At 57.9% G+C, this 19,065-nt stretch carries 20 protein-coding genes and 1 tRNA gene; 9 read left to right on the top strand and 12 right to left on the bottom strand.

The genetic code is table 11. The annotated features are described in order from the left end of the window. Positions 1-125: 125 nt before the first annotated feature. From RLW41_RS10585 to RLW41_RS10600, 4 genes are all read left to right on the top strand, one after another. Complete coding sequence (locus tag RLW41_RS10585) at positions 126-986, top strand: tyrosine-type recombinase/integrase (RefSeq protein ID WP_414464492.1); 861 nt, start codon at positions 126-128, stop codon at positions 984-986. Next, positions 978-1,073 (top strand) — tRNA-Thr (locus tag RLW41_RS10590). The genes RLW41_RS10585 and RLW41_RS10590 overlap by 9 nt, the downstream gene beginning before the upstream one ends. A 520-nt stretch (positions 1,074-1,593) precedes the next feature. Further along, entirely contained in the window at positions 1,594-2,289 is a 696-nt protein-coding gene (locus RLW41_RS10595; protein ID WP_414464493.1) for a hypothetical protein, read from the top strand. 451 nt (positions 2,290-2,740) lie between these two features. Then, a complete protein-coding gene (locus tag RLW41_RS10600; RefSeq protein WP_414464494.1) occupies positions 2,741-3,058 on the top strand; it encodes a PilZ domain-containing protein in 318 nt (105 codons plus the stop codon). Positions 3,059-3,074: 16 nt separating this feature from the next. Here RLW41_RS10600 and RLW41_RS10605 read toward each other — a convergent pair whose 3' ends face one another. Together RLW41_RS10605 and RLW41_RS10610 are read right to left on the bottom strand one after the other, a co-directional pair. Then, positions 3,075-3,335: a hypothetical protein gene (locus tag RLW41_RS10605; protein WP_414464495.1), complete on the bottom strand. Its 261-nt coding sequence runs from the start codon at positions 3,333-3,335 to the stop codon at positions 3,075-3,077. Between the two features lie 364 nt (positions 3,336-3,699). Further along, a complete protein-coding gene (locus RLW41_RS10610) occupies positions 3,700-3,885 on the bottom strand; it encodes a hypothetical protein (RefSeq protein ID WP_414464496.1) in 186 nt (61 codons plus the stop codon). Positions 3,886-4,224: 339 nt separating this feature from the next. On the opposite strand from RLW41_RS10610, the gene RLW41_RS10615 reads away from it, so the two are divergent. After that, positions 4,225-4,737: a hypothetical protein gene (locus tag RLW41_RS10615; RefSeq protein ID WP_409561704.1), complete on the top strand. Its 513-nt coding sequence runs from the start codon at positions 4,225-4,227 to the stop codon at positions 4,735-4,737. A gap of 128 nt (positions 4,738-4,865) precedes the next feature. After that, positions 4,866-5,246: a hypothetical protein gene (locus tag RLW41_RS10620; RefSeq protein WP_414464497.1), complete on the top strand. Its 381-nt coding sequence runs from the start codon at positions 4,866-4,868 to the stop codon at positions 5,244-5,246. 78 nt (positions 5,247-5,324) lie between these two features. Here RLW41_RS10620 and RLW41_RS10625 read toward each other — a convergent pair whose 3' ends face one another. Then, on the bottom strand, positions 5,325-5,594 hold the full coding sequence (locus RLW41_RS10625) for a hypothetical protein (protein WP_409561705.1): 270 nt from the start codon (positions 5,592-5,594) through the stop codon (positions 5,325-5,327). Between the two features lie 194 nt (positions 5,595-5,788). Here RLW41_RS10625 and RLW41_RS10630 point away from each other — a divergent pair, with 194 nt between their 5' ends. Continuing rightward, entirely contained in the window at positions 5,789-6,502 is a 714-nt protein-coding gene (locus RLW41_RS10630; RefSeq protein ID WP_414464498.1) for a YARHG domain-containing protein, read from the top strand. Between the two features lie 9 nt (positions 6,503-6,511). Here the strand turns inward: RLW41_RS10630 and RLW41_RS10635 are convergent, their stop codons facing one another. From RLW41_RS10635 to RLW41_RS10645, 3 genes are all read right to left on the bottom strand, one after another. Next, positions 6,512-6,826 (bottom strand): hypothetical protein, encoded by a 315-nt coding sequence (locus RLW41_RS10635; protein WP_414464499.1) that lies wholly within the window; start codon positions 6,824-6,826, stop codon positions 6,512-6,514. Positions 6,827-6,911: 85 nt separating this feature from the next. Further along, positions 6,912-8,129, bottom strand: coding sequence for an efflux RND transporter periplasmic adaptor subunit (locus RLW41_RS10640; RefSeq protein ID WP_414464500.1), 1,218 nt, complete (start codon positions 8,127-8,129; stop codon positions 6,912-6,914). Then, positions 8,119-11,310 (bottom strand): efflux RND transporter permease subunit, encoded by a 3,192-nt coding sequence (locus RLW41_RS10645; RefSeq protein ID WP_414464501.1) that lies wholly within the window; start codon positions 11,308-11,310, stop codon positions 8,119-8,121. Before RLW41_RS10645 ends, RLW41_RS10640 begins: the two co-directional genes overlap by 11 nt. A 290-nt stretch (positions 11,311-11,600) precedes the next feature. Here RLW41_RS10645 and RLW41_RS10650 point away from each other — a divergent pair, with 290 nt between their 5' ends. After that, positions 11,601-12,524: a LysR family transcriptional regulator gene (locus RLW41_RS10650; protein WP_409561710.1), complete on the top strand. Its 924-nt coding sequence runs from the start codon at positions 11,601-11,603 to the stop codon at positions 12,522-12,524. 3 nt (positions 12,525-12,527) lie between these two features. On the opposite strand, the gene RLW41_RS10655 is transcribed toward RLW41_RS10650, so the two are convergent. The 6 genes from RLW41_RS10655 to RLW41_RS10680 form a co-directional block, all read right to left on the bottom strand. Beyond that, positions 12,528-14,831, bottom strand: coding sequence for an ABC transporter substrate-binding protein (locus RLW41_RS10655; protein ID WP_414464502.1), 2,304 nt, complete (start codon positions 14,829-14,831; stop codon positions 12,528-12,530). 172 nt (positions 14,832-15,003) lie between these two features. Next, complete coding sequence (locus tag RLW41_RS10660; protein ID WP_414464503.1) at positions 15,004-15,837, bottom strand: putative DNA-binding domain-containing protein; 834 nt, start codon at positions 15,835-15,837, stop codon at positions 15,004-15,006. 20 nt (positions 15,838-15,857) lie between these two features. Further along, complete coding sequence (locus RLW41_RS10665) at positions 15,858-16,736, bottom strand: DUF692 domain-containing protein (RefSeq protein WP_414464504.1); 879 nt, start codon at positions 16,734-16,736, stop codon at positions 15,858-15,860. Between the two features lie 18 nt (positions 16,737-16,754). Continuing rightward, a complete protein-coding gene (locus RLW41_RS10670) occupies positions 16,755-17,474 on the bottom strand; it encodes a cytochrome c biogenesis CcdA family protein (RefSeq protein ID WP_414464505.1) in 720 nt (239 codons plus the stop codon). An 11-nt stretch (positions 17,475-17,485) separates the two neighbouring features. Next, the gene (locus tag RLW41_RS10675; protein ID WP_414464506.1) at positions 17,486-17,881 is read right to left on the bottom strand and encodes a thioredoxin family protein; all 396 of its coding nucleotides are present in this window, start codon (positions 17,879-17,881) and stop codon (positions 17,486-17,488) included. A 96-nt stretch (positions 17,882-17,977) separates the two neighbouring features. Then, entirely contained in the window at positions 17,978-18,235 is a 258-nt protein-coding gene (locus RLW41_RS10680; protein WP_409561716.1) for a hypothetical protein, read from the bottom strand. Between the two features lie 270 nt (positions 18,236-18,505). Here RLW41_RS10680 and RLW41_RS10685 point away from each other — a divergent pair, with 270 nt between their 5' ends. Then, on the top strand, positions 18,506-18,994 hold the full coding sequence (locus RLW41_RS10685) for a DoxX family protein (protein ID WP_414464507.1): 489 nt from the start codon (positions 18,506-18,508) through the stop codon (positions 18,992-18,994). Positions 18,995-19,065: the final 71 nt, after the last annotated feature.

Genomic DNA, 19,065 nt, shown 5'->3' on the forward strand with positions numbered 1-19,065 from the left:
CCGATATTGAGCAAGAGAAGCGGTTTGGGCATGGCCCCATGACGCTTCGCGTAGCGTGCGGGAGGTATTGGCAAGAAGTCGGTCAGCTTCACCGAAACAGCAAAGATACTTGGCGGCATCTGAGGATGATCACCGAGTTCATTGGGCCGGATAAGCGTATTGACGAAATCAGCGATGGCGAAGTCGCTGCCCTAATAGCTGCGCGTCGGCAGCAACAGATCGTGCGGCCACGCAAGAAGGCTAAGAAGGAGGCGCTAACTCGCTTCGCTTCCAACTCTACCATCAATAGAACTGCCGTCGTTCCGTTGAAAGCCGTCCTGGTTCGAGCACGCCGTACTTGGAAAGTGCCGTTACCGAAGGAGCCGAACTGGAAGGACCATTGGCAGAAGATGCCGGAGGAACGGGTCCGCGAGCTTCAGCCTATGGAAGCGGAAGCCTTAGATGGTAGTGTGCGCAGCGATTATGCGGATTGGTTTGAGTTCGCCCGTGTCACCGGTCTTCGCCGCAACGAGACTCTGTTGCGATGGTCTAACGTCAACGAGATCGGCAGGCAGATTGTGACCATCGGCAAGCGCGACCGAAAGGTCGTCACACCAATCACGCCGACGGTCAAGTCGATCCTTGATCGGTGCCGGGGGCATCACCCCGAGTTTGTTTTCACCTACATCTGTAAGCGACCTAAAGGAGATCAGAAGAAGGGAGCGCGCTACCCAATTACGCCGGAAGGCGCGAAGACTGAGTGGCGTCGATTAAGCAAACGCTCGGGAGTTACTGATTTCCGCTTCCATGACATCAGGCACGATGTTGCAACCAAGGTTTTGCGCCGGACCGGAAAGCTACCCATGGTGCAGAAAGTGTTGAGCCACGCGAACATCGCTACCACCGCGCGCTATGCCCACATTCTCGATGAAGAGGTTGCCGACGCGTTGGAGGAAAACGCAAAGTCCCAGAAAAAATCCCAGACCAAGACAAAGAACGCAGCTTAAGTATCGGAAACAGCATGATAATTTCCTTTCACGCCAAGCGCATTCGTAATGACGGGGTCGTGTGTTCGAGTCACACAAGCGGCACCATATCGCTCAATAGCTTAGCTCTGTTTCAGTTGCGATTGATTGGCAACTGCTAGATTTTGATACCACCAACTCCCCCGAGGTCTGCGAATGTGACGTGCCCCCGTCACTCGCTACGCTCGTTCCTCGTCCCTTCCGCTCGCGTTGCTCGCTTCGGTGACTACCGGCTGAGCTAAAGCGGCAAGGGACTAACGGCGTCCACTCTCTCAGACCGAGGCGAGACAAGGTCAATGTGGGGGGCGGGGTTAGGCGGTAGAGAATCACAGACAAAAAATATCGCGTAGAAATTCCGTGATTTTAAGACACAAGATGAATCAGCTATTCGGGTACCAGCCTAGGAACTGAGCTGAGGACAAACTAGCGTTGGGGAACGCGTTCGATGCTCATTTCCCAACTTCGGTACTGATGATGCGAAAGCTTCTGAAGCGTATCAAGTTTAGATTCGTACTGCACGTCTCTATACAGACCAAATAATGCCAAGGGGTGCCAGCAATGGTGCCCCTATCTTCAAAGAACCTAATTTATGCGCGATATAGCAACAGATAATGTGGCTGCCAAAGTAGACGCTTTTCCAAGCGAATGCTGTGTATGTCACCACAACATCGTTCCAGAGTTCATTGACGGAATAACGCGGCGGTCGAAGCTAGATGGCATAGCCATCGAACTAGCTTTCAAGTGCACCAATCCCAAGTGTAGCCGACTTATTATAGGGCGCTATATTGGCCCTCTCACCACCTTCGGGACCCCGTATTATCAGCTGAAGTATTTGTTACCTGTGAACATAGAGGATCATAAATTTCCTGGCGAGATCGAAAAGAATTACCCGCGTTTCGCAGACATCTACAATCAGGCTCATGCAGCTGAGCAGTACGGGTTGTTAGACGTTTGCGGTCCAGGATACAGGAAGGCTTTAGAGTTCCTCATCAAGACCTACCTCATAAAGAGGTTGCCCGAAAAAGAGCAATCTATCAAAGACGCGTTGCTGGCAAACTGCATAGCGAATTTTGTGCAGAACGAAAACGTCAAGAAAGTAGCGTCCAGAGCAACTTGGCTGGGGAACGACGAAACTCATTTTGTGAGAAAATGGGAAGACAAAGATATTAAATATCTGAAGGGTCTCGTACAGCTAACAGTCTCGTGGGTAAATTTGGAAGAAATGACGGATACTGTGGTTGTGGAAATGCCTGATCCTAAAAAACCCAAAAATGAGAAGGTCTGATTTCAATTGGGCCGCAGATGCAAAATATGACGTGTTTTTGATGTTATGTTCCATTTGGTGTATCTAGTGTATGATAAACAGTAAACTTTTCCGAGAGGCCCTTTTATAGGGAAATTACCTTTTTACCCTACACTAGATACACTGTCAGATATGGGGGTATCGCCGGGACTGCAAAAAAACACCCCTAATTTATATTCTGTCTTTGTCAGGCCATATTTGGGCTTGTCTTTCGTATTCAGCTCTTTCGGCTTGATCCATCAATAGATGCCGCGCGCGCGGTTGCACGGTGTTTTTTTGTTGCTGGCTGCTTGGTCAACGGAGCTTCGCTGACCAGCGCGCGGTTGTCGGCGTCGAACGCGTTTTGATGAGGGCTGCGGCCGAGTTTGCAAAGGCCGCAATTGCATGAGCGGAAGTAACCTGCTGTTAGATTCTGCAGCCTCAGGGTCCGCGCATGGGAAAAGAGCGCAGACAATCCGAGCGACAGGCCGTCAGCCATCCGGCGCGGATTGAGCTTGAGGACGGGAATATCTTTTCGGCGCGGATCGCCAATCTCTCACAGGGCGGTGCGCTGCTGATTTTTCCGGACGGCGATGCGCTGCCGAATATTTTTCATGTCGTTGACATGGCCTCCGATGCGCGGCGTGAAGTGCGCAAAGCCTGGACCGCGCCCAATCGGGTAGGGGTTGAATACATCGACGGACAATCGACGCGTTTCGGTCATCCCGTGCGGCCACAGGCGACGTTTGGAAAACGCGCTCGAAAAGACTGACTGGGCGTTGGGGCTGTCATACTGCGGGGGAGGGCAGTTTCATTGGCTCGTATTTTTGCCTGAACATTTCATTGCTCATGGGCCTGAACGCACCAGCCGAATCCTTGATCAACCAGTCGCCCGTACGAATTTCCCGCTGACCTTCCGGAGTCATGACGAACGTGCGGGTGTCTCGTTGCACGATGATGTTCTGGGCCAAGTTCAAGTGGTGAAAATCGGCGTTCGGCGACCAGCGTAATGCCTCGACAAACGCAATGCGGGTTTGAAATTTCTGCACGAAACCACGTCGTTATTTGGCCAGCGAACAGTTTGCACACTGCCATTCGCTTCGACGTCGGTCAGCATACGTTTTAGTATGATTGCGTATAGAAAATAAACTGAAGTCAACCTTTGGAGCGGCGAGTGTTGGAATGAATGCGTGAGTGAAAAACAGGAAGGCCCCGCCATGTGACTGGCAGGGCCTACAGGATTCGCACCGCCCTCGCGCCCACCGGTTTCGGTCCCGCTCGTCCGACCTGATTGGCAGCGATGCACTTCCCGCTGAGATCAGCAGCGATAGCTAATGCTGCTGTCATGAACAATTCACAAAGCGTGTCACAGCGCGTAACAAAAACGCCTTCGCGTTGTTTTCGCTGCGTTGTCTAGTAGTCGTCTTCTTCTTCGACGCGATAGCCGTAAGGCAAGTGGCCGCAATATTCCTCGGCGGCCTTCTGGGCATCTTCCCACGTCTCGTAGGAACTGCCGATGGTTTCCACGCCGCCGCCGAAGCAGCCTTCGGCATCGTTTCGGCAATGATCACACCAAACAACGACTTTGAATTTCGCCATGTTGGCTTCTCCCCATGAGAAAAGCCCTCAAGCGTTGCTCCCGTTTGCGCACATCCCAATGTGCTGAATCGCGGGGAAAGGCGGTGCGCAATGCCGCCTGTTTTTCTTGTGCGGTTTCCTCGCGTTACGCGCCAACCACAGACTCGGATTGAGGCTAGCATTGGGCGCGGAAAGTAAACGTGACTGCAGCGTAACACTTCGCACAAAAAAATGCTCGTGGCGGCTTCGGGGCGCCGATTCAGCGCGCATAAAGTCACATTGGCTATTCCAGAACTCGGTCTGCCACATTCTCTTTGCTACGGTCCGAGCACCAATCGTTATTTGGGGGAGCCAAACGCCGTGAATGCGCGACTGATCTCATTTCTGTTGGCCGTGGGTCTCACCGTCGCCGCCTCGGAGGCAAATGCCGAGTGCACGATGAACGAGATTGAAAAGCCGAACACCCGCATCGGCGTCTGTCGTCAGCAGCCGGGCATAGCCACCGGCTTCGGCTGTACGTCGTTGCTGATGAAAGAGCAGGTCGCTGACCAATTCCAGCAGATCGCGCTGGCGCGGCGCTGCGGGTTCAATGCCGAGGCCGATAAGCTCGAAAAATTCTATAGCCAGACGACGCCTTACGTCATCAGCCTCTACGAGTGCGTCGACACCACGGTGGACCGCGTCGACGTCGAGACGAAGGCCAAAGCGGAGGTCGACAAAACTCTGGCGAGCTTGCCGGCGGGATGTCCGGCCGACCTCAAGGATAAAATGTCGAAGCGGCTGCCAAAGCTCATCGAGATCGACGAACAAGCGCTGGCTCAGATGCAGGCGCTTGCAACAAAAATCAATCTGACGCCGAAGCTGCCGAAATAACGGGTTGGAGCCAGTGGCTCCAGCAAATCTTTGATAACCCTAACTTCGCGCGGTATGCTCGAATTTAAGATTTGTCCCCTAGTGTGACCCTGCCCGCGAGGGCAGGGAATGCATTTGGGAGACGTCCCATGTCGGGTTTGAAGGTCGTTGTCGGCGCTCTGGCCGCAGCATTGAGTTTCGTTGCACTCTCGTCAGAGGCTGATGCAACATTTTATCGTGGCTGCGGCTACGACCCCTACGGCTATCATCCGCCGAGCTGGCGTGGATGTCCGAAGGCGGTCCGGCGTGCGGCCCGCCGCGCCTATCGCCAAGGCTGGGGTTTTTATCCGGCTTACGGGTTCTATCCGGCAGGCAGCTATTATGCGCTGCCGCCGCCAGCCTATCCCGTCTATGCGGTGCCCCCGCCCATTTATCCGGCTTACCCGGCATATCCGTCGTCATACTGCTATTACGACAACGGTTACGACATGCGCCCGCGTACGGTTTGCACTCCGGCTCCGGCGTGGTGAGCGGCAGCCGCCGACTACGCATCACCTTGAAACGATTAAGGGGCCGATCCATCTCGGCCCCTTGTCTCTTTTTATCGCTTAGCGGATCCAACCCCACGCCCGCGGTCCACGACAGAAGTCGCGGCGGTGTAGGTAGTAGCAGCGGCGTCCGTCGAAATAGTCGTCGCGGGCGAATGGGTCGCCGGCATACGTCCAGAAGCCGAAGCGGTAGCCGTGGGGCGGACCGGCGCGATGGTAGCCGAGCCGGAAGTATCCGTCATGGCGATGATGCCAGTGGTGTGCCTCGGCGGCGGGCGCCAGCGCCGTGAGCCCCAAGGCGATGCCTGCGACGCCTACAAACTTCAACATTTGCAGCCTCTCGATTTGTTGCCTGCCGTTCAGTCGCGCGTCTGCCGCGGGAACGCAATCGGGAACTGCCGCTTTGGCAAATTCCGTGTCGGTGAATGCGAACGTTTTTAATCACATCGTGAAATTTCCCTGACAAACAGGGGGCAGTGTCCTTTTTTGAGTCACGAGCAGAGGCGTTTTTCCGAGGTCCTGAGATGCGCTATATCCTTGGCGGGCGAGGAGCGTTTGCTACGGCGATGGCCGTTTCGCTTACGGCGTTCGCACGGATCGGCGCCGCGAAAGCCGCCGACGTCTGCGAGGCGCTCTGGCGGGCGCGCAATGCCATTTTCGCCAATAAGGGCTATTGCTTCGAAAGTCCCGAAGGACAAGCTGCATTTGGAAAGGGTTGCTTTCCGCCGTACGGCAAGCTTACGCGCGCGGAAGAAGCCGATGTTCAGCGGATCAAGGATGTTGAGGCGCATCAGCGGTGCGCCGCAATACCGTCCGGGATCATGGGCGCAGCCATGGGACCCGCGCCCGGTGGTGTCCGAGTCGTTCCGAAATACGTCGTCCAACTGACGCTATCGCGAGCGGCCCAAAACAAACTCGCGCAATCCGGCGAAACGGTGCGGGTTGCAGCTTTCTACTATGGCAGTGCGATGAAACATTCCGCTGATAACGACGGCGAAATCGCGCTCGCGAACGAAGCTGTCGATCTGCCGAGCGGAACGACGGCGGTCAACCTCGGCGGGATTTCCATTGCCGAAGCAGACGTTCGCAAGGCATCCGAAGGCCAACCGATGCTGCTGATCAACGTCTACACCAGCCGCAAGGTGTTTCCCGACAACCTGCTCGATTGCGGCATCTATCAAGGTGCAGCGGCGCAAGCCGGACAGGTCGAGATAAGCTGCAAGCTGATCGGCGAATAGGAGCCGGGGCTATTGCAGCCCCGGTGCCGTTGGATTGTGGGGCGGTGTCGTCGCTTCCGGTCCGCTGCCTTTTTCACCCGTGCTGCTGCCCGAGCCTGAATTAGCTGGCAAGCTGATCTCTGGCGGGGGCTGTTTGTTGATCGGCACGTCGGGAGAGGTGGGCGATACGACGGCGTTATTTTCGCTGCCGGGGCCGACTTTGCCGGGCTCGATCGCTTTTGCGGCGTTCGGTGCGCTATTGCTGGCTGCATCTGCGAAGGCCGGCAGCGAACTTCCGAGTGCGGCCGCCGCGATCGCGGCGGCCATGAGAAGTTTCGTGCTCATGGATATATTTTCCTTCCGCTGTTCCATGCGCGTCAAACGCATGGCGCAACGAAGGTGTTCCCAAGGATCGTCGGAGCTTTAAGCGTCAGCCTTTTTTGTTCGATGGTGCGGAGGTGTTCGACGTCGAGGGCGCGTTCGCCGGATTGGGCTTTTCCTTGACGTTGACTTTATCGCCGTCGTCGATGCCGTCCGGCGGACTTTCGATCACACGGTCTTCAGGCGCGAGGCCGGACGCAATCTCGACGGTGGCGCCGCGGTCGCGACCGATGGTGATGGACTTCAGGTTCACCTTGTCGTCGGTTCCGATTGTTGCGACGCGCAGACCCTCCTTGTCGAAGATGATGGCGCTTGATGGAACGACCAGGACGTTGTGCTTGCTGCCGACCTTCAGGCGGACGTTTGCGTAGGCGCCCGGCATCAATTCTCCCGCCGCGTTATCGACGATGAGCTGCATGCGGGTCGTGCCGGAAGCCGCATCGACGGCGCCGGACGAGGCTTCGACCTTGGCCTCGTACGTTTTGCCGGGGCGCTCGGGCACGCTCAGGCTGCCGACGGTCCCGGTTGGGATCATCGGGACGTAAGCCTGGGGTACGTTGACGTAGAGGCGCAGCTTGTGCACATCGGCGACGACGAACATCTCTGAGCCCGTGGCGCTGCCGGTGTTGATGAGGTTGCCGACATCGGTGTTGCGCACCGTCACGATACCGTCAAACGGAGCGACGATGCGCTTATATTCCGTTAGGGCCTTGAGCCGATCGACGTTTGCCTGCTCCGACTTCACGAGCGCGTTCTTGGCGTCGAGGTCGGCCTTCTTTTCGTCCGCCGCCTGATGCGTGACGTAGTTGCTCGGCAGAAGCGCCTGGTATCGCCCATTCGTGACTTTAGCCAGCGCGGCGTTGGCTTTGGCGTTGACCAGATCGGATTCAGCCTGCGACAGCTGTTGATCGAGATCGGGAGCATCGATCGTCGCAAGGACGTCGCCAGTCTTCACGCGCGTGCCGATATCGGCGTTGCGGCTGGCGACGTAGCCGTTGACGCGTGCGAAGAGGGCAGCTTGGTAATAGGCGTCGAGACGGCCCGGAAGATCGAGGACGCCAACACTCTGCTCGACCGCGGGCGTGGCGGCAGCGACCGTCGGTACGGCGCGTTCGGCGGCTTTGGTTGTCAGCTGCGCGACGCTTTGTTCGCGACTCTCAATTCCTGTGAAGGCGAGAAACGCCGCGCCCCCAATGAAGATGACCGCCGCCAAGGGCATCTTCCAGCGTGAGCGCTGGCGCGGCTCCGCGGGCGTTTCAGGCAGCATGGAATTCTCCAGGGATGGCGCCTTGCGGCGATGACGCGTTTGACGTCCGGCGTTTGTGCATCAGGCTAAATATGATCGGTACGATGAAGAGGGTCGCGGCCGTCGCGAAGATCAGGCCGCCGATGACGGCGCGGCCGAGCGGCGCATTCTGTTCGCCGCCTTCGCCCAGTCCGAGCGCCATCGGCGCCATGCCGATGACCATCGCGAGCGCGGTCATCAAGACGGGACGGATACGGACGAAGCCGGATTCGAGGGCGGCGAGGATCGGATCGCCATGGTCGGCCAACCGTTCTCGGGCAAAGCTCACGACAAGCACGGCGTTCGCGGTCGCGACGCCCATACACATGATCGCGCCGGTGAGGGCAGGCACCGACAGAGTCGTTCCAGTGAGGAACAACATCCAGATGATGCCGACCAGAGCAGCGGGAAGCGCCATAATGATCACCAACGGGTCGCCCCACGATTGGAAGTTGACCACGATCAACAGGTATATAAGCACGATGGCGCCCAGTAGGCCGAACAACATTCCGGCATAGGCGCTATTCATCGTCTTAACCTGCCCCAGCATGACCGCGCTTGCGCCCTTGGGCAGCTCGCTCTTGGTGGCGTCGAGAACTTTCTGGATGTCGCTCGCGACGGCTCCCAGGTCACGGCCCTCCGTTGTCGTTAAAATCTGAACCATGGGCTGGATGTCGTACTGCGATACGACCGCATTCATGACAGAGCGTTTGAAATTTGCCACGGCGCCCAGGATCTGGGGCGCGGCGTTGTCATTTGATGAGGTGATCGGCAGATTTTGCAGCGACGTCAGCGTATCAAGCTTGTACTGCGGGGTCTGAATGACGATCGGATACTGGACGCCATTTTTCGGGTTGAGCCAGTAGGCGGGATTTTCCTGTCCCGTTCCGGCAAGGCTCGCGCCGAGGCTCTCAGTCACGTCGCGCTCGGTCACACCGACATATTGCGCGCGGGAGCGATCGACGTCGATGTCGAAGCCCGGATTGCGGCGCGACTGCTGAATTCGGGCGTCGGCGACGCCTGGGATCATCTTAATTTGCCTTAAGATTTTTTGCGCATAGTCAAACGCGCCGTCGAGATCCTTGCCTCGGATCTGAAGATCGATCGGCGTGGGCGCACCGAAGTTCAGAATTTGGCTAACGATGTCAGCCGGCAGGAATGAGAACGTGGCGCCGGGAAACTCTTTCGGCAGCTGGCTGCGGAGCTGTTTCACGTATTCGGCCGTCGGCTCGTGGCCCTCCTTCAGCGCGATCTGGATGTCACCGTCCTGAGCGCCGATCATGCCGGTGTTGTTATAGGTCGTATTGATGCCGCTGATGGGCATGCCGATGTTGTCGACCATCACCTCGATCTGATCTTGGGGGATGATGTCGCGAATGGCGTCCTGGATTTTTGCGAATTCATGGGCGCTTTCCTCGACACGCGTTCCGATCGGGAGGCGCACATGCATCAGGATCTGGCCGGCATCGACCGCCGGGAAGAAATTCCTGCCCAAATACGGGGCCAGCAAGAATGACGACCCAATGAAGCCGAACGAAAAGATCAGAACGATCACGCGATGTGCGAGCGCGCCCTCCAAAAGGCCGTGATAGGCCCCGCGGAATTTCTCGAAGCCATGTTCGAAGCCGCGCTGAATGAGGACGAATGGATTGCGCGTCGGCCTTTCGTGCGCGTTGTGATCATGCGGTTTGAGGAGGTACTTGGCCATCGTCGGCACAAGTGTTCGCGATAGAATGAAAGACGAGACCATTGCGAACATGACCGCTTCGGCCATCGGGACGAACAGGAATCGCGCGATGCCTTCGAGGAAGAACATCGGCACGAAGACGATACAGATACAAAGCATCGACACGAAAGCGGGTGTAGCGATCTGATCGGCGCCGTCGAGAATGGCCGTTTCGACGTCTTTTCCCTGTTCCAGATGATAGTTGATGTTTTCGATCGTCACGGTCGCTTCGTCGACCAGAATGCCGACGGCGAGTGCGAGGCCGCCGAGCGTCATGATGTTCAACGTTTCGCCAAGCGCGGACAGCATGGCGATGGACGAAAGGACAGCGAGCGGAATGGACGTCGCGATGATGATCGTGGATCGGATACTGCCGAGAAACAGCAGGATCATGATGCTCGTCAAAACGGCGGCAAGAACGCCTTCGTGGATAACGTTTGTGACGGCGCCGCGCACGAACACCGATTGATCACCAAGGTAGGAAAAGGTCAGAGCATCGGGCAGGCCCGGCTTGATTTCATTCACCTTGTCCTTGATGCCCTGGATAATATCGAGCGTGGAAATCGCGCCGTTCTTCAAAACGGTCAGCAACACTGAGCGATTGCCGTCGACGTGCACGATATTTTGTTGCGGCGGGTTGCCGTCGCGGATGTGGGCGACATCACGGATGTAGACCATCGCGCCGTTGACGGTTTTGATCGGTAGGTCGCCCAAATCTTTAAGTGCGGACGGCGCGTTATTGAGCTGCATCACGTATTCGGTTGCGCCGATTTTCTGAGTGCCGGCCGGATTGATCAGGTTTTGCGCGGCCAGAGCAGCTTGCACGTCTTGCGCCGATAGGCCCTTCGCATGCAGTAGCGCGTTATCGAGGTCGATTTGAATCTGGCGCGTCTTGCCGCCGTAGGGAAACGGGATGGCGGCGCCCGGCACCGTCACCAGACGGATGCGGACCTGGTTCATGCCGAGATCGAAAAGGCGCTGCTCGGTCAGGCCGTCGCCGCCAAGCGCAAGCTGCACGATCGGCACTGTCGAAGCGCTGTAGTTCAGGATGAGCGGCGGGTTGGTGCCCGGCGGCATCTGGCGCAGCATCGTCTGCGAGATCGCCGTCACCTGCGCATTCGCGACGCTGATATCGACCGATGGGTGGAAGAAGATTTTGACGACGCCGATGCCGTTATAGGAATTCGCCTCGATGTGATCGATGTCGTTGACGGTCGTCGTGAGCGCGCGCTGGAAGGGCGTCACCATGCGTCCGGACAATTGATCCGGCGGCAGACCCGTATACTGCCACACCGTGGCAATGACCGGGATGCGAATATCCGGAAAGATGTCGATCGGCGTGCGGAGCGCGGCCAGCCCGCCCGTCAGAAGAATGAGCAGTGCGAGCACCACGAACGTGTACGGCAACCGCAACGCGATTCGTACGAGTGCAGCCATAGTTCCGAATTCTCCACATCGCTGGCTCTGACCGGTGGAGCCCAGCTGTCGCCCCGGCTTTTAACTGTCGGACTGGACGGCTTCCGTCTGTAAGATCGCAAAATCTGCTCGCGACGAAACCGCACGTCACGCGGTTGGATCGCTTTCTTCGGGACGCCACTCCACTCCCCCACGGCGACGCCCGATCAAACGCCGAGTTTAAGATTTGGGGGATTGCCAGCAATCTGTCCAATAGTATGTTGGGATGCTATTATTTCTTGATAGCGATTAATCGTGAATGGTGCTGAACCATGGACCTCAGACAGCTCGAACATTTCGTGGCAGCCGCGGACGAACAGCATTTTACGCGCGCTGCACGTAAAGTGAACATTGTTCAATCTGGTTTGTCTGCGTCGATCCGCGCGCTGGAACAGGAGATGGGGGCGCCGTTGTTTGTGCGGACCACCCGCAAGGTTGAGCTGACCGTCGCGGGCCGCGTGCTTTACGCGAAGGCGCAGGAGATCATTGCCGGGATCAAGGAGGCGCGGCGGGCCGTTGCCGCGATCAATGGCCTGGAGCGGGGAACGCTCAGCGTCGGGACGTGCGGCAGTCTTCATGCCTTCTTCGATCTGCCGCAGCTCCTCGGCGAATTTCATGCCCTGCATCCGAGCGTCGAAATCAAGCTTTGCCACGGCACGGCGACCAAGCTGATGGAGTCGGTCAAGGACGGCAGCGTCGATATCGGATTTTTTCCGCTCTACGAGAAGAGTCGCGAGATCGTCACCATCCCGATTGCGTCGGATCATCTGGTTGTTGTTCACCCGATGGGGCACCCGATCGCGGGGCGTGAGAACGTGCCGCTCGAAAGTCTGGCGGAGGAAACATTCGTCGATTTTCAGCCGGACAAGGGGACGCGCAAGATCGTCGATCGGGCGTTTGCGAGCACCAACGTTTCACGCAGGTCGGTGCTTGAAGTCGGCGATATCCAGGTGCTGCTCGATCTTGTCGCGTATGGTTTTGGGATCGCCTTGGTTCCCAAGACGTTTGCTTGTGCGCGCATCGCGGCGGCGAAGTCGCCGAAGCTTGGCGTCGCGACTTTGAAAAAGCCCCATATAGCCTGGGATCTCGTCGCGGCATGCAGCGGGCGGGCAGGGGCTGCGCAGACGCGCAACCCGGCCGTCGCCGCTTTTACAAAGCTCGTCGAAAAAATTCGCTCAGACGCCATCGCGGCCTGAGCATCAGGCGATGCTCGCCTGATACACATAGTAGGCCATGGCTGCCGTCATCACCGGGATAAGGGTGATGTGCAGGAATGCTAAGCCTTTCTTGAGCCAGCCGATTGGTTCGATGCGTCTGTTCACCCGCGCGATGGTGATGGCGATGATGACGCTTAACACGAGGTACGTGAATAGGAACAAACGGTCGGAGAGGGTTTCTATATTGGCGTCAAGTTTCGGCAACGCCAGATAAAGCGCGACGGCCGAAAGAAGTGCTGTCACCTGGATTGTCACGATCGCCTCGAAGTGGTGCGTCGAAATGAAGATCGACAGATAGGCGATGAACAGAATGAAGCCCAGCGGAACGACGACGCGGAGAACATAGTCGGTCGTTTGCCGTTTCATCAGCCAGACGAAGCTCGCCTTGTAGAAAGGCACGACGCTCGGTTCCAACGTCTGCGCGTCGACGGTGCGGACAAAGTCCTCGTCATAGCCGACATAGTTATCTTTCGGGTCCCAGCCGTCGACGGTAACCGACTTGTCACGCAGGCTCGCTGGTGGCGGCTGGACGATGAACGCGGCGTTTCCGTGCTTGGGCTGAATATCGATTGAAAAGCGCTGGGTGTCGAACGGGTAGTTGCGCAAGTTTGGCGAGTAGAGGAACTTGCCCGTCACCTGATAGATTTTCATGTGGTCCGGGTAGGCGTCGCTTTTGCCGCCGTCATGAATGGGCTGAATCGTGATCTCACGATTGTTCGAGCCCGGATCGAGATAGGCGTTCGAAAATTCGATCTGGTCGATCGAAGCGCCGTTGCGGTCATTCATCGAAATATAGAAATCGGCGAGGAACGTCTGATTGTTGTCGTCGATCTGGTCCGCGTGAATAAGGTCGATGTCGGCGTACAGCGTGTCGATCCGCTTCATCGTGTTGTTCCGCAGACGCAGAAATTGGAACGGGGCCAGTTGGGCATGCCCAAGACCGCGCGGCAACATGACGATGAGAGGCGCGCGCGCTGCAGCCCGCGATGCCGGCCTAAACGACCAGTTGCCAAACCTGCCTTTGAAAACGCCCTTACCGGCAGCATACGTCGTGCCGAGTTCATTGACGATAAATTCGCGGAGATCGGAGACGTTGGCCGCCGCAGGCGCTGAGCGCGCAGCCTCGGCGATGAGCCGGATCATGTCGGCGTAGCGCATCGCTGTTTGCAGGGCGCGTATGTTGTCATCTTCAAGCGGATTGGGCGGGAGGTCGTCGTCGCGAACTTTGCAGGTGCCGTCCTTCCAACCGGGCGCAGCGTCGTTCTTTGCGCCTTCGAAGACCCAATACTCAGGATGGATCGACGTCAACAGCAGGTCGCGGAGGCGTTCACTATAGACGTCGGGAAATCCATCGAACGCCATCAAATAGATGTCGTTGGGATAGCTGCCGTTGCCTTTGGCTGTCAGCATGTCGGCGCGTCCGGTGACGAAGAGGGGCGGCGTGTAACCGGCGGCCTTGAGTTGGCTGAAAACATCTTTCAGGCGTTTGCCGCCGACCGAAAGGAAAACCAGCTCCGGGCCTTTGGCCTTCAGCTCTTCGACTGTTGCGGCGATATCGGCTGGGTTGAGCTTGTCATCGGTGAGCTTGAGGCGGCGATCCGAAACGACAGCATCATCGCCAAGAAACTTCTTCACCGAATCCCCGAGGTTGGCACTGAAGACGTTCCCGTCGAGACCGACGAACGCGACCTTCGTGTATTTCATCTCCTTAATGAAGGCAGTGATGATCGGCATCCGCTCTTCGTCTTCCGACGGACGGGTCGTGAAGACGGAGGGGTAATTGGCGATAAGGCTTGTGACCGAGATGTCCGACAAAAACGGAATGCCGCTGGCGCTCAGAGCCTTTCCGTCGGCGCCGAGCGCTGCCTTGGCGCGCGTTGCGTTCGTCATGCCAACCATGCCGACGGTTTGAGGATCAGAGATGGCTTCGGCAAGATTTGCGGTGGCGCGCTGCGTGTCGCCTTTGTCGTCGTAAAGGGAGACGATGAGCTTTCGTCCGGCGATGCCGCCGGTACGGTTGATATAGTTCTGCGCGAGCGTTGCTATGCGTTTGATCGCGGTGACGATGCCGCTGCTGTAGCAATCGTCAGTGTTCGATGAAAAGAAAATCGGCACGGCAACCGGCGGTCGCTGGGCGGCGTCGGCGTCATCGATGGCCTGCACTGCTGCCGGCGCGGTGCTGGGACCGACGCACAGAACAAGCAATAGTGCGATGATGCCAGCCAGGCGCTGCAGTGGCCGCTGCCCCAATGCGCGCACGTAAAGTCCCAACCCCGCAAATGTCACGTCGCCCACCCCAATTTTATAAGATCGGAACATCCGGATATCTTCCGGACGTCCGGCTCCCTGCATTTCAAACGTTTCGTGCCCGTGAGACCTTTATAAGTCCCGGCCAGAGAACGAAAGAATTTGGTTTGGATTAGGCGGCTTCAGGGTTGTTTGCCGTATTCCGGTGAAATTAATCTTCGCGCGGAGATTTCGCGAGAAGCCCGGATAGGATCCAGCCCTGAAGATGCTGGGCGGCCCGCAAGGGCGCGGTGTCAGGGTCGTCGTAGACGGCGACGAGTTCGCACAAGCCGCCGAACGGAACGCCATTCATCGCTTCCGTCCACATCATGGCTTCTTCGTCGGGCAAGCGGCGGACTTTGGGCGTCGTCTCGTGACGCCAGACGATGACGCTTTCTGGCCGCATGCGAAGCTCAACCGGAGGTGGTGTCTCGTCATTTTTCAGCGCTATCCACAGAGCGTGCGCATTGCTGAACAAGGCGAGGCGACAGGCGGAAGGGTGGGCGCTGAAGACGAGGTCCGACCACTGTTCGGGCGGGACTGCGGCGAGATCCGATAGCGCGAGAGGCTCAGTGTCGAGAGCATCGAACGCATCGTTCAGCGCACGTTCGAGAGCCGCGAGTTCTCCGAGCTGGGGAGCATCAGGGTGCGCTTCCGAAAGAAACTCTGGCAGGCGATGAGAAAACCAGCGCGCATTCTGGTTTTGTGAGGGGCAGGCCGCCACGTAGGCCTTTGCGACCTCGATGAAGGCCTCATCGCCCAGATAGGCGTGCAATAGCGGATGATCGTTGCGGAGCACTTCAATAAGACGTGCAGCGTAAGCGTGGCGATAGACGCCGAACAGGACGTTGCGGTTCGTGCGCGAATTATCCAGGAGCTCGTTGAGCACCGTGTCGTCGCCGTGCATGACCGCGCGCTGGAATGCGGCCTGCATTTCGCTGAGCGTCGGCGCAGGTGCGTGCTCAACAGGTTCGGTTTGTTTCTCTGGAGCAATGGTTGGCGGCATGAGGATGTCGATCGCTCCCGCTATGCAGAGAATACGTCTTCGGCAAGAAGGCGCGCCTTGCCGAGTTCTTCCAGCATTACGTCGAGTGGGGGAATGTCGTCATCGCGTTCGATGATCGTCGAGACGGGGCCGAAACGCTCGAGTGCCGCCTTATAGAGTGTCCAAACCTCGTCGCACACGAGCGCATCGTGGGTGTCGATAATGTGGGTCATGTTGTGCTCATGACCCGCCAGATGAAACTGCACGACGCGATCGGCGGGAATTCCGGCCATGAACTCATACGGATCGTATTCGTGATTAAAAGCGCTGACGTAGACGTTGTTGACGTCGAAGACGAGCCAGCAGCCGGTCCGTTTCGTCATCTCGGCGATGAATTCCCATTCAGGCATCTCGGAGTTTCGAAACTGGACGTAGGACGAGACGTTCTCAAGCGCCAGCGGCCGTTTGAGATAGTCCTGCACGTGCTGAATGCGTGCGACGACGTGGTCGAGGGCTTCGCGCGTATACGGAAACGGTAGCAGGTCATGCAGGTTCACGCCGTGTACGCCCGTCCAGCAGAGATGATCGGAGACGAATACCGGCTCGGTACGATCGGCGAGGGCTTTGAGCTGCTTCAGGTAGTTGGGGTCGAACAACGCAGTGGATGCGATCGACAGCGAAACGCCGTGCATGACGATCGGATAGCGAGCGCGGATTTGATCGAGAATTTTTAGCGGTTGGCCGCCCGGCACCATGTAGTTTTCCGAAATTACCTCGAACCAGTCGAGGTCGGGGTCGCCGTTCAGGATGTCGGCATAGTGCTGGGACCGCAGCCCAAGACCGTAGCCAAGGTATCGTGGCTTTCCCTCGGGCGCGGGCCTTAGATCGGCAGCGGCTTTTGCTTTCGTTGCACCGAGCATGACAAAAATCCTTTTGTCCTAGAACTTGGTGGTCAGCGCCGTCAGCCAGGCCGGGGACGCAGCGACGATCTGGGCTTCGAGTGTCTTATCAAAGCCCGTCAGAATGGCGAGGCCAGTTAGAATGAGGACGCCGCCCAGAACATATTTCCCGCCTGAGCCCGCGGAGGCCAGCGTGTCCCGCCAGCGGTTGAGGATCTCACGCGACAACGCGCCCAAGACGAGTAGCGGGACGACCGCGCCAAAGCCGAATGCGAGCATCGTGATGGTGACCTGGCCAAGATCCTTGCCCTGAGCCGCGAGCAGCGAGGCGGCGCCGAGCGTCGGGCCGACGCATGGGCTCCAGACGGCGCCGAGAACGAGACCCACGCCGAACTGACCAAGAATGCCGGGACCGGCGTAGCCGCCAAGTGTCTGGTCGGCCCAGTTTGAGATCGGTCCGGCGGCAACGGCGAACCGTTGCTGCAGGACGGGGATCACCAGAACGGCGCCGATCACGATCAGAAGCGAAGCGGCGATGAAACGGAAGAAGGTGCCGTCCAGGCCGATCGCAAAACCGACCGTCGCGACGAACAGGCTGATCGCGACGAAGGAAATCGCAACGCCTGCTGCCAATGCGAACGGCCCATGGCGATGGGCCGAGGCCGCTGTCGCCATCACGATCGGGACGAGGGGCAGAACGCACGGCGACAGGACGGATAGAATTCCGGCGACGAAGGCCAAGGCGAAGGATACCAGCATTGGAACGGTCCTCAGAGAGCCTTGCGCATCAAGCCGTCAATCGCGCTTTCACTGGTGGCGCCGACGGAGCGGCCCGTTTCCTTGTTACCCTTGAAAACGATCAGCGTGCTTTGAACCTGGGCGCCGAACTTTCGCAAAACGTCCTTGCGGGTGTCGAAATCGACATCGAAAATTGTGAGGTTCTCGTATTGCGGCTCGGCGGACAGCTTTTGGATGATGGGCTTTTGCGCCTGACATGTCGGGCACCATGTCGCCGAGATATCGATGAGGATCGGCTTGCCCAGTGCCTGTGCGGCGGCGAAATCTTTTTCATCGAACGTCTTGCGCTCGGCTGCTGCCGCGCCGGCTGCGGTCAGCGTCATCATAGCCAGCGCCAAGGCAGCCTGCGCAATATATCTGAGCGACATCTATCGGCCTCGTTCTCATAGTCATGTGGTTTGGAGGATCGTCTCGGCGGGATAAAAAACGCCGCGCTGGAGGCGGCGTTTTTTACCTTCGCGTGCTTACTTCGCCGGTTCGAAATGGCCGGTCGTGCAGCCTTCCTTGGTCGTCTCGGTGAAGCCCTGACCCTTGCAGGCGTTCTGGCCTTTGCAAGCGTTCGTTGCGCTCTTGCAGGCGCTCTGACCCTTGCAGGCGTTGGCGCCGACGCAGTGGCCCATCGCTTCATCGGCGTACGCAACCGTCGAGACAACGGCATTCGCGAGCATGAGAGATGCTGCTGCGGCTGCGAGCGCCGAACCAGACTTTGCACTGATCTTCATGGTGTTTTCCCTTTGGAAGGTATTGTGTTTCCACGCTGTCGTTCGTGCCGGGCCGAAACCTGGTCACGAGGGTGGTTACGGCTGCCCTGCTAGGGATGTTTCCGGATTTGGAAAAAAAATTGAGGCCCCCGTCCTTGCGCATGACAATGGGTGGACTAGCGACGCGCCAAATTATTCCGGATTGGCTGTAACCAGCAAGCGAGGTGGCTCGTAAGTGCCTTTCAGTTGCGCGGGAAATCCCGCCTCGTCCTCCAACTGAAGGCAAAACCGATGAAATTTCTCACGCACTGGTTGATAGACGTTCCCGAGAAGCTCTCTCGGGTCTTCTTATGGTTGCCGCCGCTCTTTGCGCGCATCGTGGTGGGATGGGTCTTCATGTGGAGCGGCTGGGAGAAGCTGCATGCGCTGCCGCAAATAACGGCAAATTTTGCGTCATGGGGAATTCCGTTTCCGGAGATCATGACGCCATTCGTTTCGGGCGTGGAATTTTTCGGCGGCCTCTTTCTTCTGCTCGGGCTCTTTACGCGGATCGCTGCCGTGCCGCTCGTGGTCGTCATGATCGTCGCGATCATCAGCGCCAAATTGGATCAGGTCGATTCCTTCGAAACGCTCGCCGGGTTTGAAGAGATGTCTTACATGGCTCTGTTCGGCTGGCTTGCCGTTGCGGGGCCGGGACCGATCTCTCTCGACTATCTCTTGCAGAGGCTACAACCGAAGGACGATCGCGACGTGCTGTCGCCGTCGGTGCGAACAACCTGAAGGCGTCCTGCGGCTCGCGGTCTTGCGAGGCGCCGGGCCATTCCGTAGTTTCGCTGGCGTCGGGAGAGCCG

The sequence above is a fragment of the Hyphomicrobium sp. DY-1 genome (assembly GCF_047497105.1).
Taxonomy (GTDB): domain Bacteria; phylum Pseudomonadota; class Alphaproteobacteria; order Rhizobiales; family Hyphomicrobiaceae; genus Hyphomicrobium_B.

Excerpts from the sequence above, each read along its gene's own strand:
- RLW41_RS10585 (WP_414464492.1), top strand. The coding sequence starts at position 126 with ATGATCACCGAGTTCATTGGGCCGGATAAGCGTATTGACGAAATCAGC.
- RLW41_RS10595 (WP_414464493.1), top strand. The coding sequence starts at position 1,594 with ATGCGCGATATAGCAACAGATAATGTGGCTGCCAAAGTAGACGCTTTT.
- RLW41_RS10600 (WP_414464494.1), top strand. The coding sequence starts at position 2,741 with ATGGGAAAAGAGCGCAGACAATCCGAGCGACAGGCCGTCAGCCATCCG.
- RLW41_RS10610 (WP_414464496.1), bottom strand. The coding sequence starts at position 3,885 with ATGGCGAAATTCAAAGTCGTTGTTTGGTGTGATCATTGCCGAAACGAT.
- RLW41_RS10620 (WP_414464497.1), top strand. The coding sequence starts at position 4,866 with ATGTCGGGTTTGAAGGTCGTTGTCGGCGCTCTGGCCGCAGCATTGAGT.
- RLW41_RS10625 (WP_409561705.1), bottom strand. The coding sequence starts at position 5,594 with ATGTTGAAGTTTGTAGGCGTCGCAGGCATCGCCTTGGGGCTCACGGCG.
- RLW41_RS10630 (WP_414464498.1), top strand. The coding sequence starts at position 5,789 with ATGCGCTATATCCTTGGCGGGCGAGGAGCGTTTGCTACGGCGATGGCC.
- RLW41_RS10635 (WP_414464499.1), bottom strand. The coding sequence starts at position 6,826 with ATGAGCACGAAACTTCTCATGGCCGCCGCGATCGCGGCGGCCGCACTC.
- RLW41_RS10640 (WP_414464500.1), bottom strand. The coding sequence starts at position 8,129 with ATGCTGCCTGAAACGCCCGCGGAGCCGCGCCAGCGCTCACGCTGGAAG.
- RLW41_RS10645 (WP_414464501.1), bottom strand. The coding sequence starts at position 11,310 with ATGGCTGCACTCGTACGAATCGCGTTGCGGTTGCCGTACACGTTCGTG.
- RLW41_RS10650 (WP_409561710.1), top strand. The coding sequence starts at position 11,601 with ATGGACCTCAGACAGCTCGAACATTTCGTGGCAGCCGCGGACGAACAG.
- RLW41_RS10660 (WP_414464503.1), bottom strand. The coding sequence starts at position 15,837 with ATGCCGCCAACCATTGCTCCAGAGAAACAAACCGAACCTGTTGAGCAC.
- RLW41_RS10665 (WP_414464504.1), bottom strand. The coding sequence starts at position 16,736 with ATGCTCGGTGCAACGAAAGCAAAAGCCGCTGCCGATCTAAGGCCCGCG.
- RLW41_RS10670 (WP_414464505.1), bottom strand. The coding sequence starts at position 17,474 with ATGCTGGTATCCTTCGCCTTGGCCTTCGTCGCCGGAATTCTATCCGTC.
- RLW41_RS10675 (WP_414464506.1), bottom strand. The coding sequence starts at position 17,881 with ATGTCGCTCAGATATATTGCGCAGGCTGCCTTGGCGCTGGCTATGATG.
- RLW41_RS10680 (WP_409561716.1), bottom strand. The coding sequence starts at position 18,235 with ATGAAGATCAGTGCAAAGTCTGGTTCGGCGCTCGCAGCCGCAGCAGCA.
- RLW41_RS10685 (WP_414464507.1), top strand. The coding sequence starts at position 18,506 with ATGAAATTTCTCACGCACTGGTTGATAGACGTTCCCGAGAAGCTCTCT.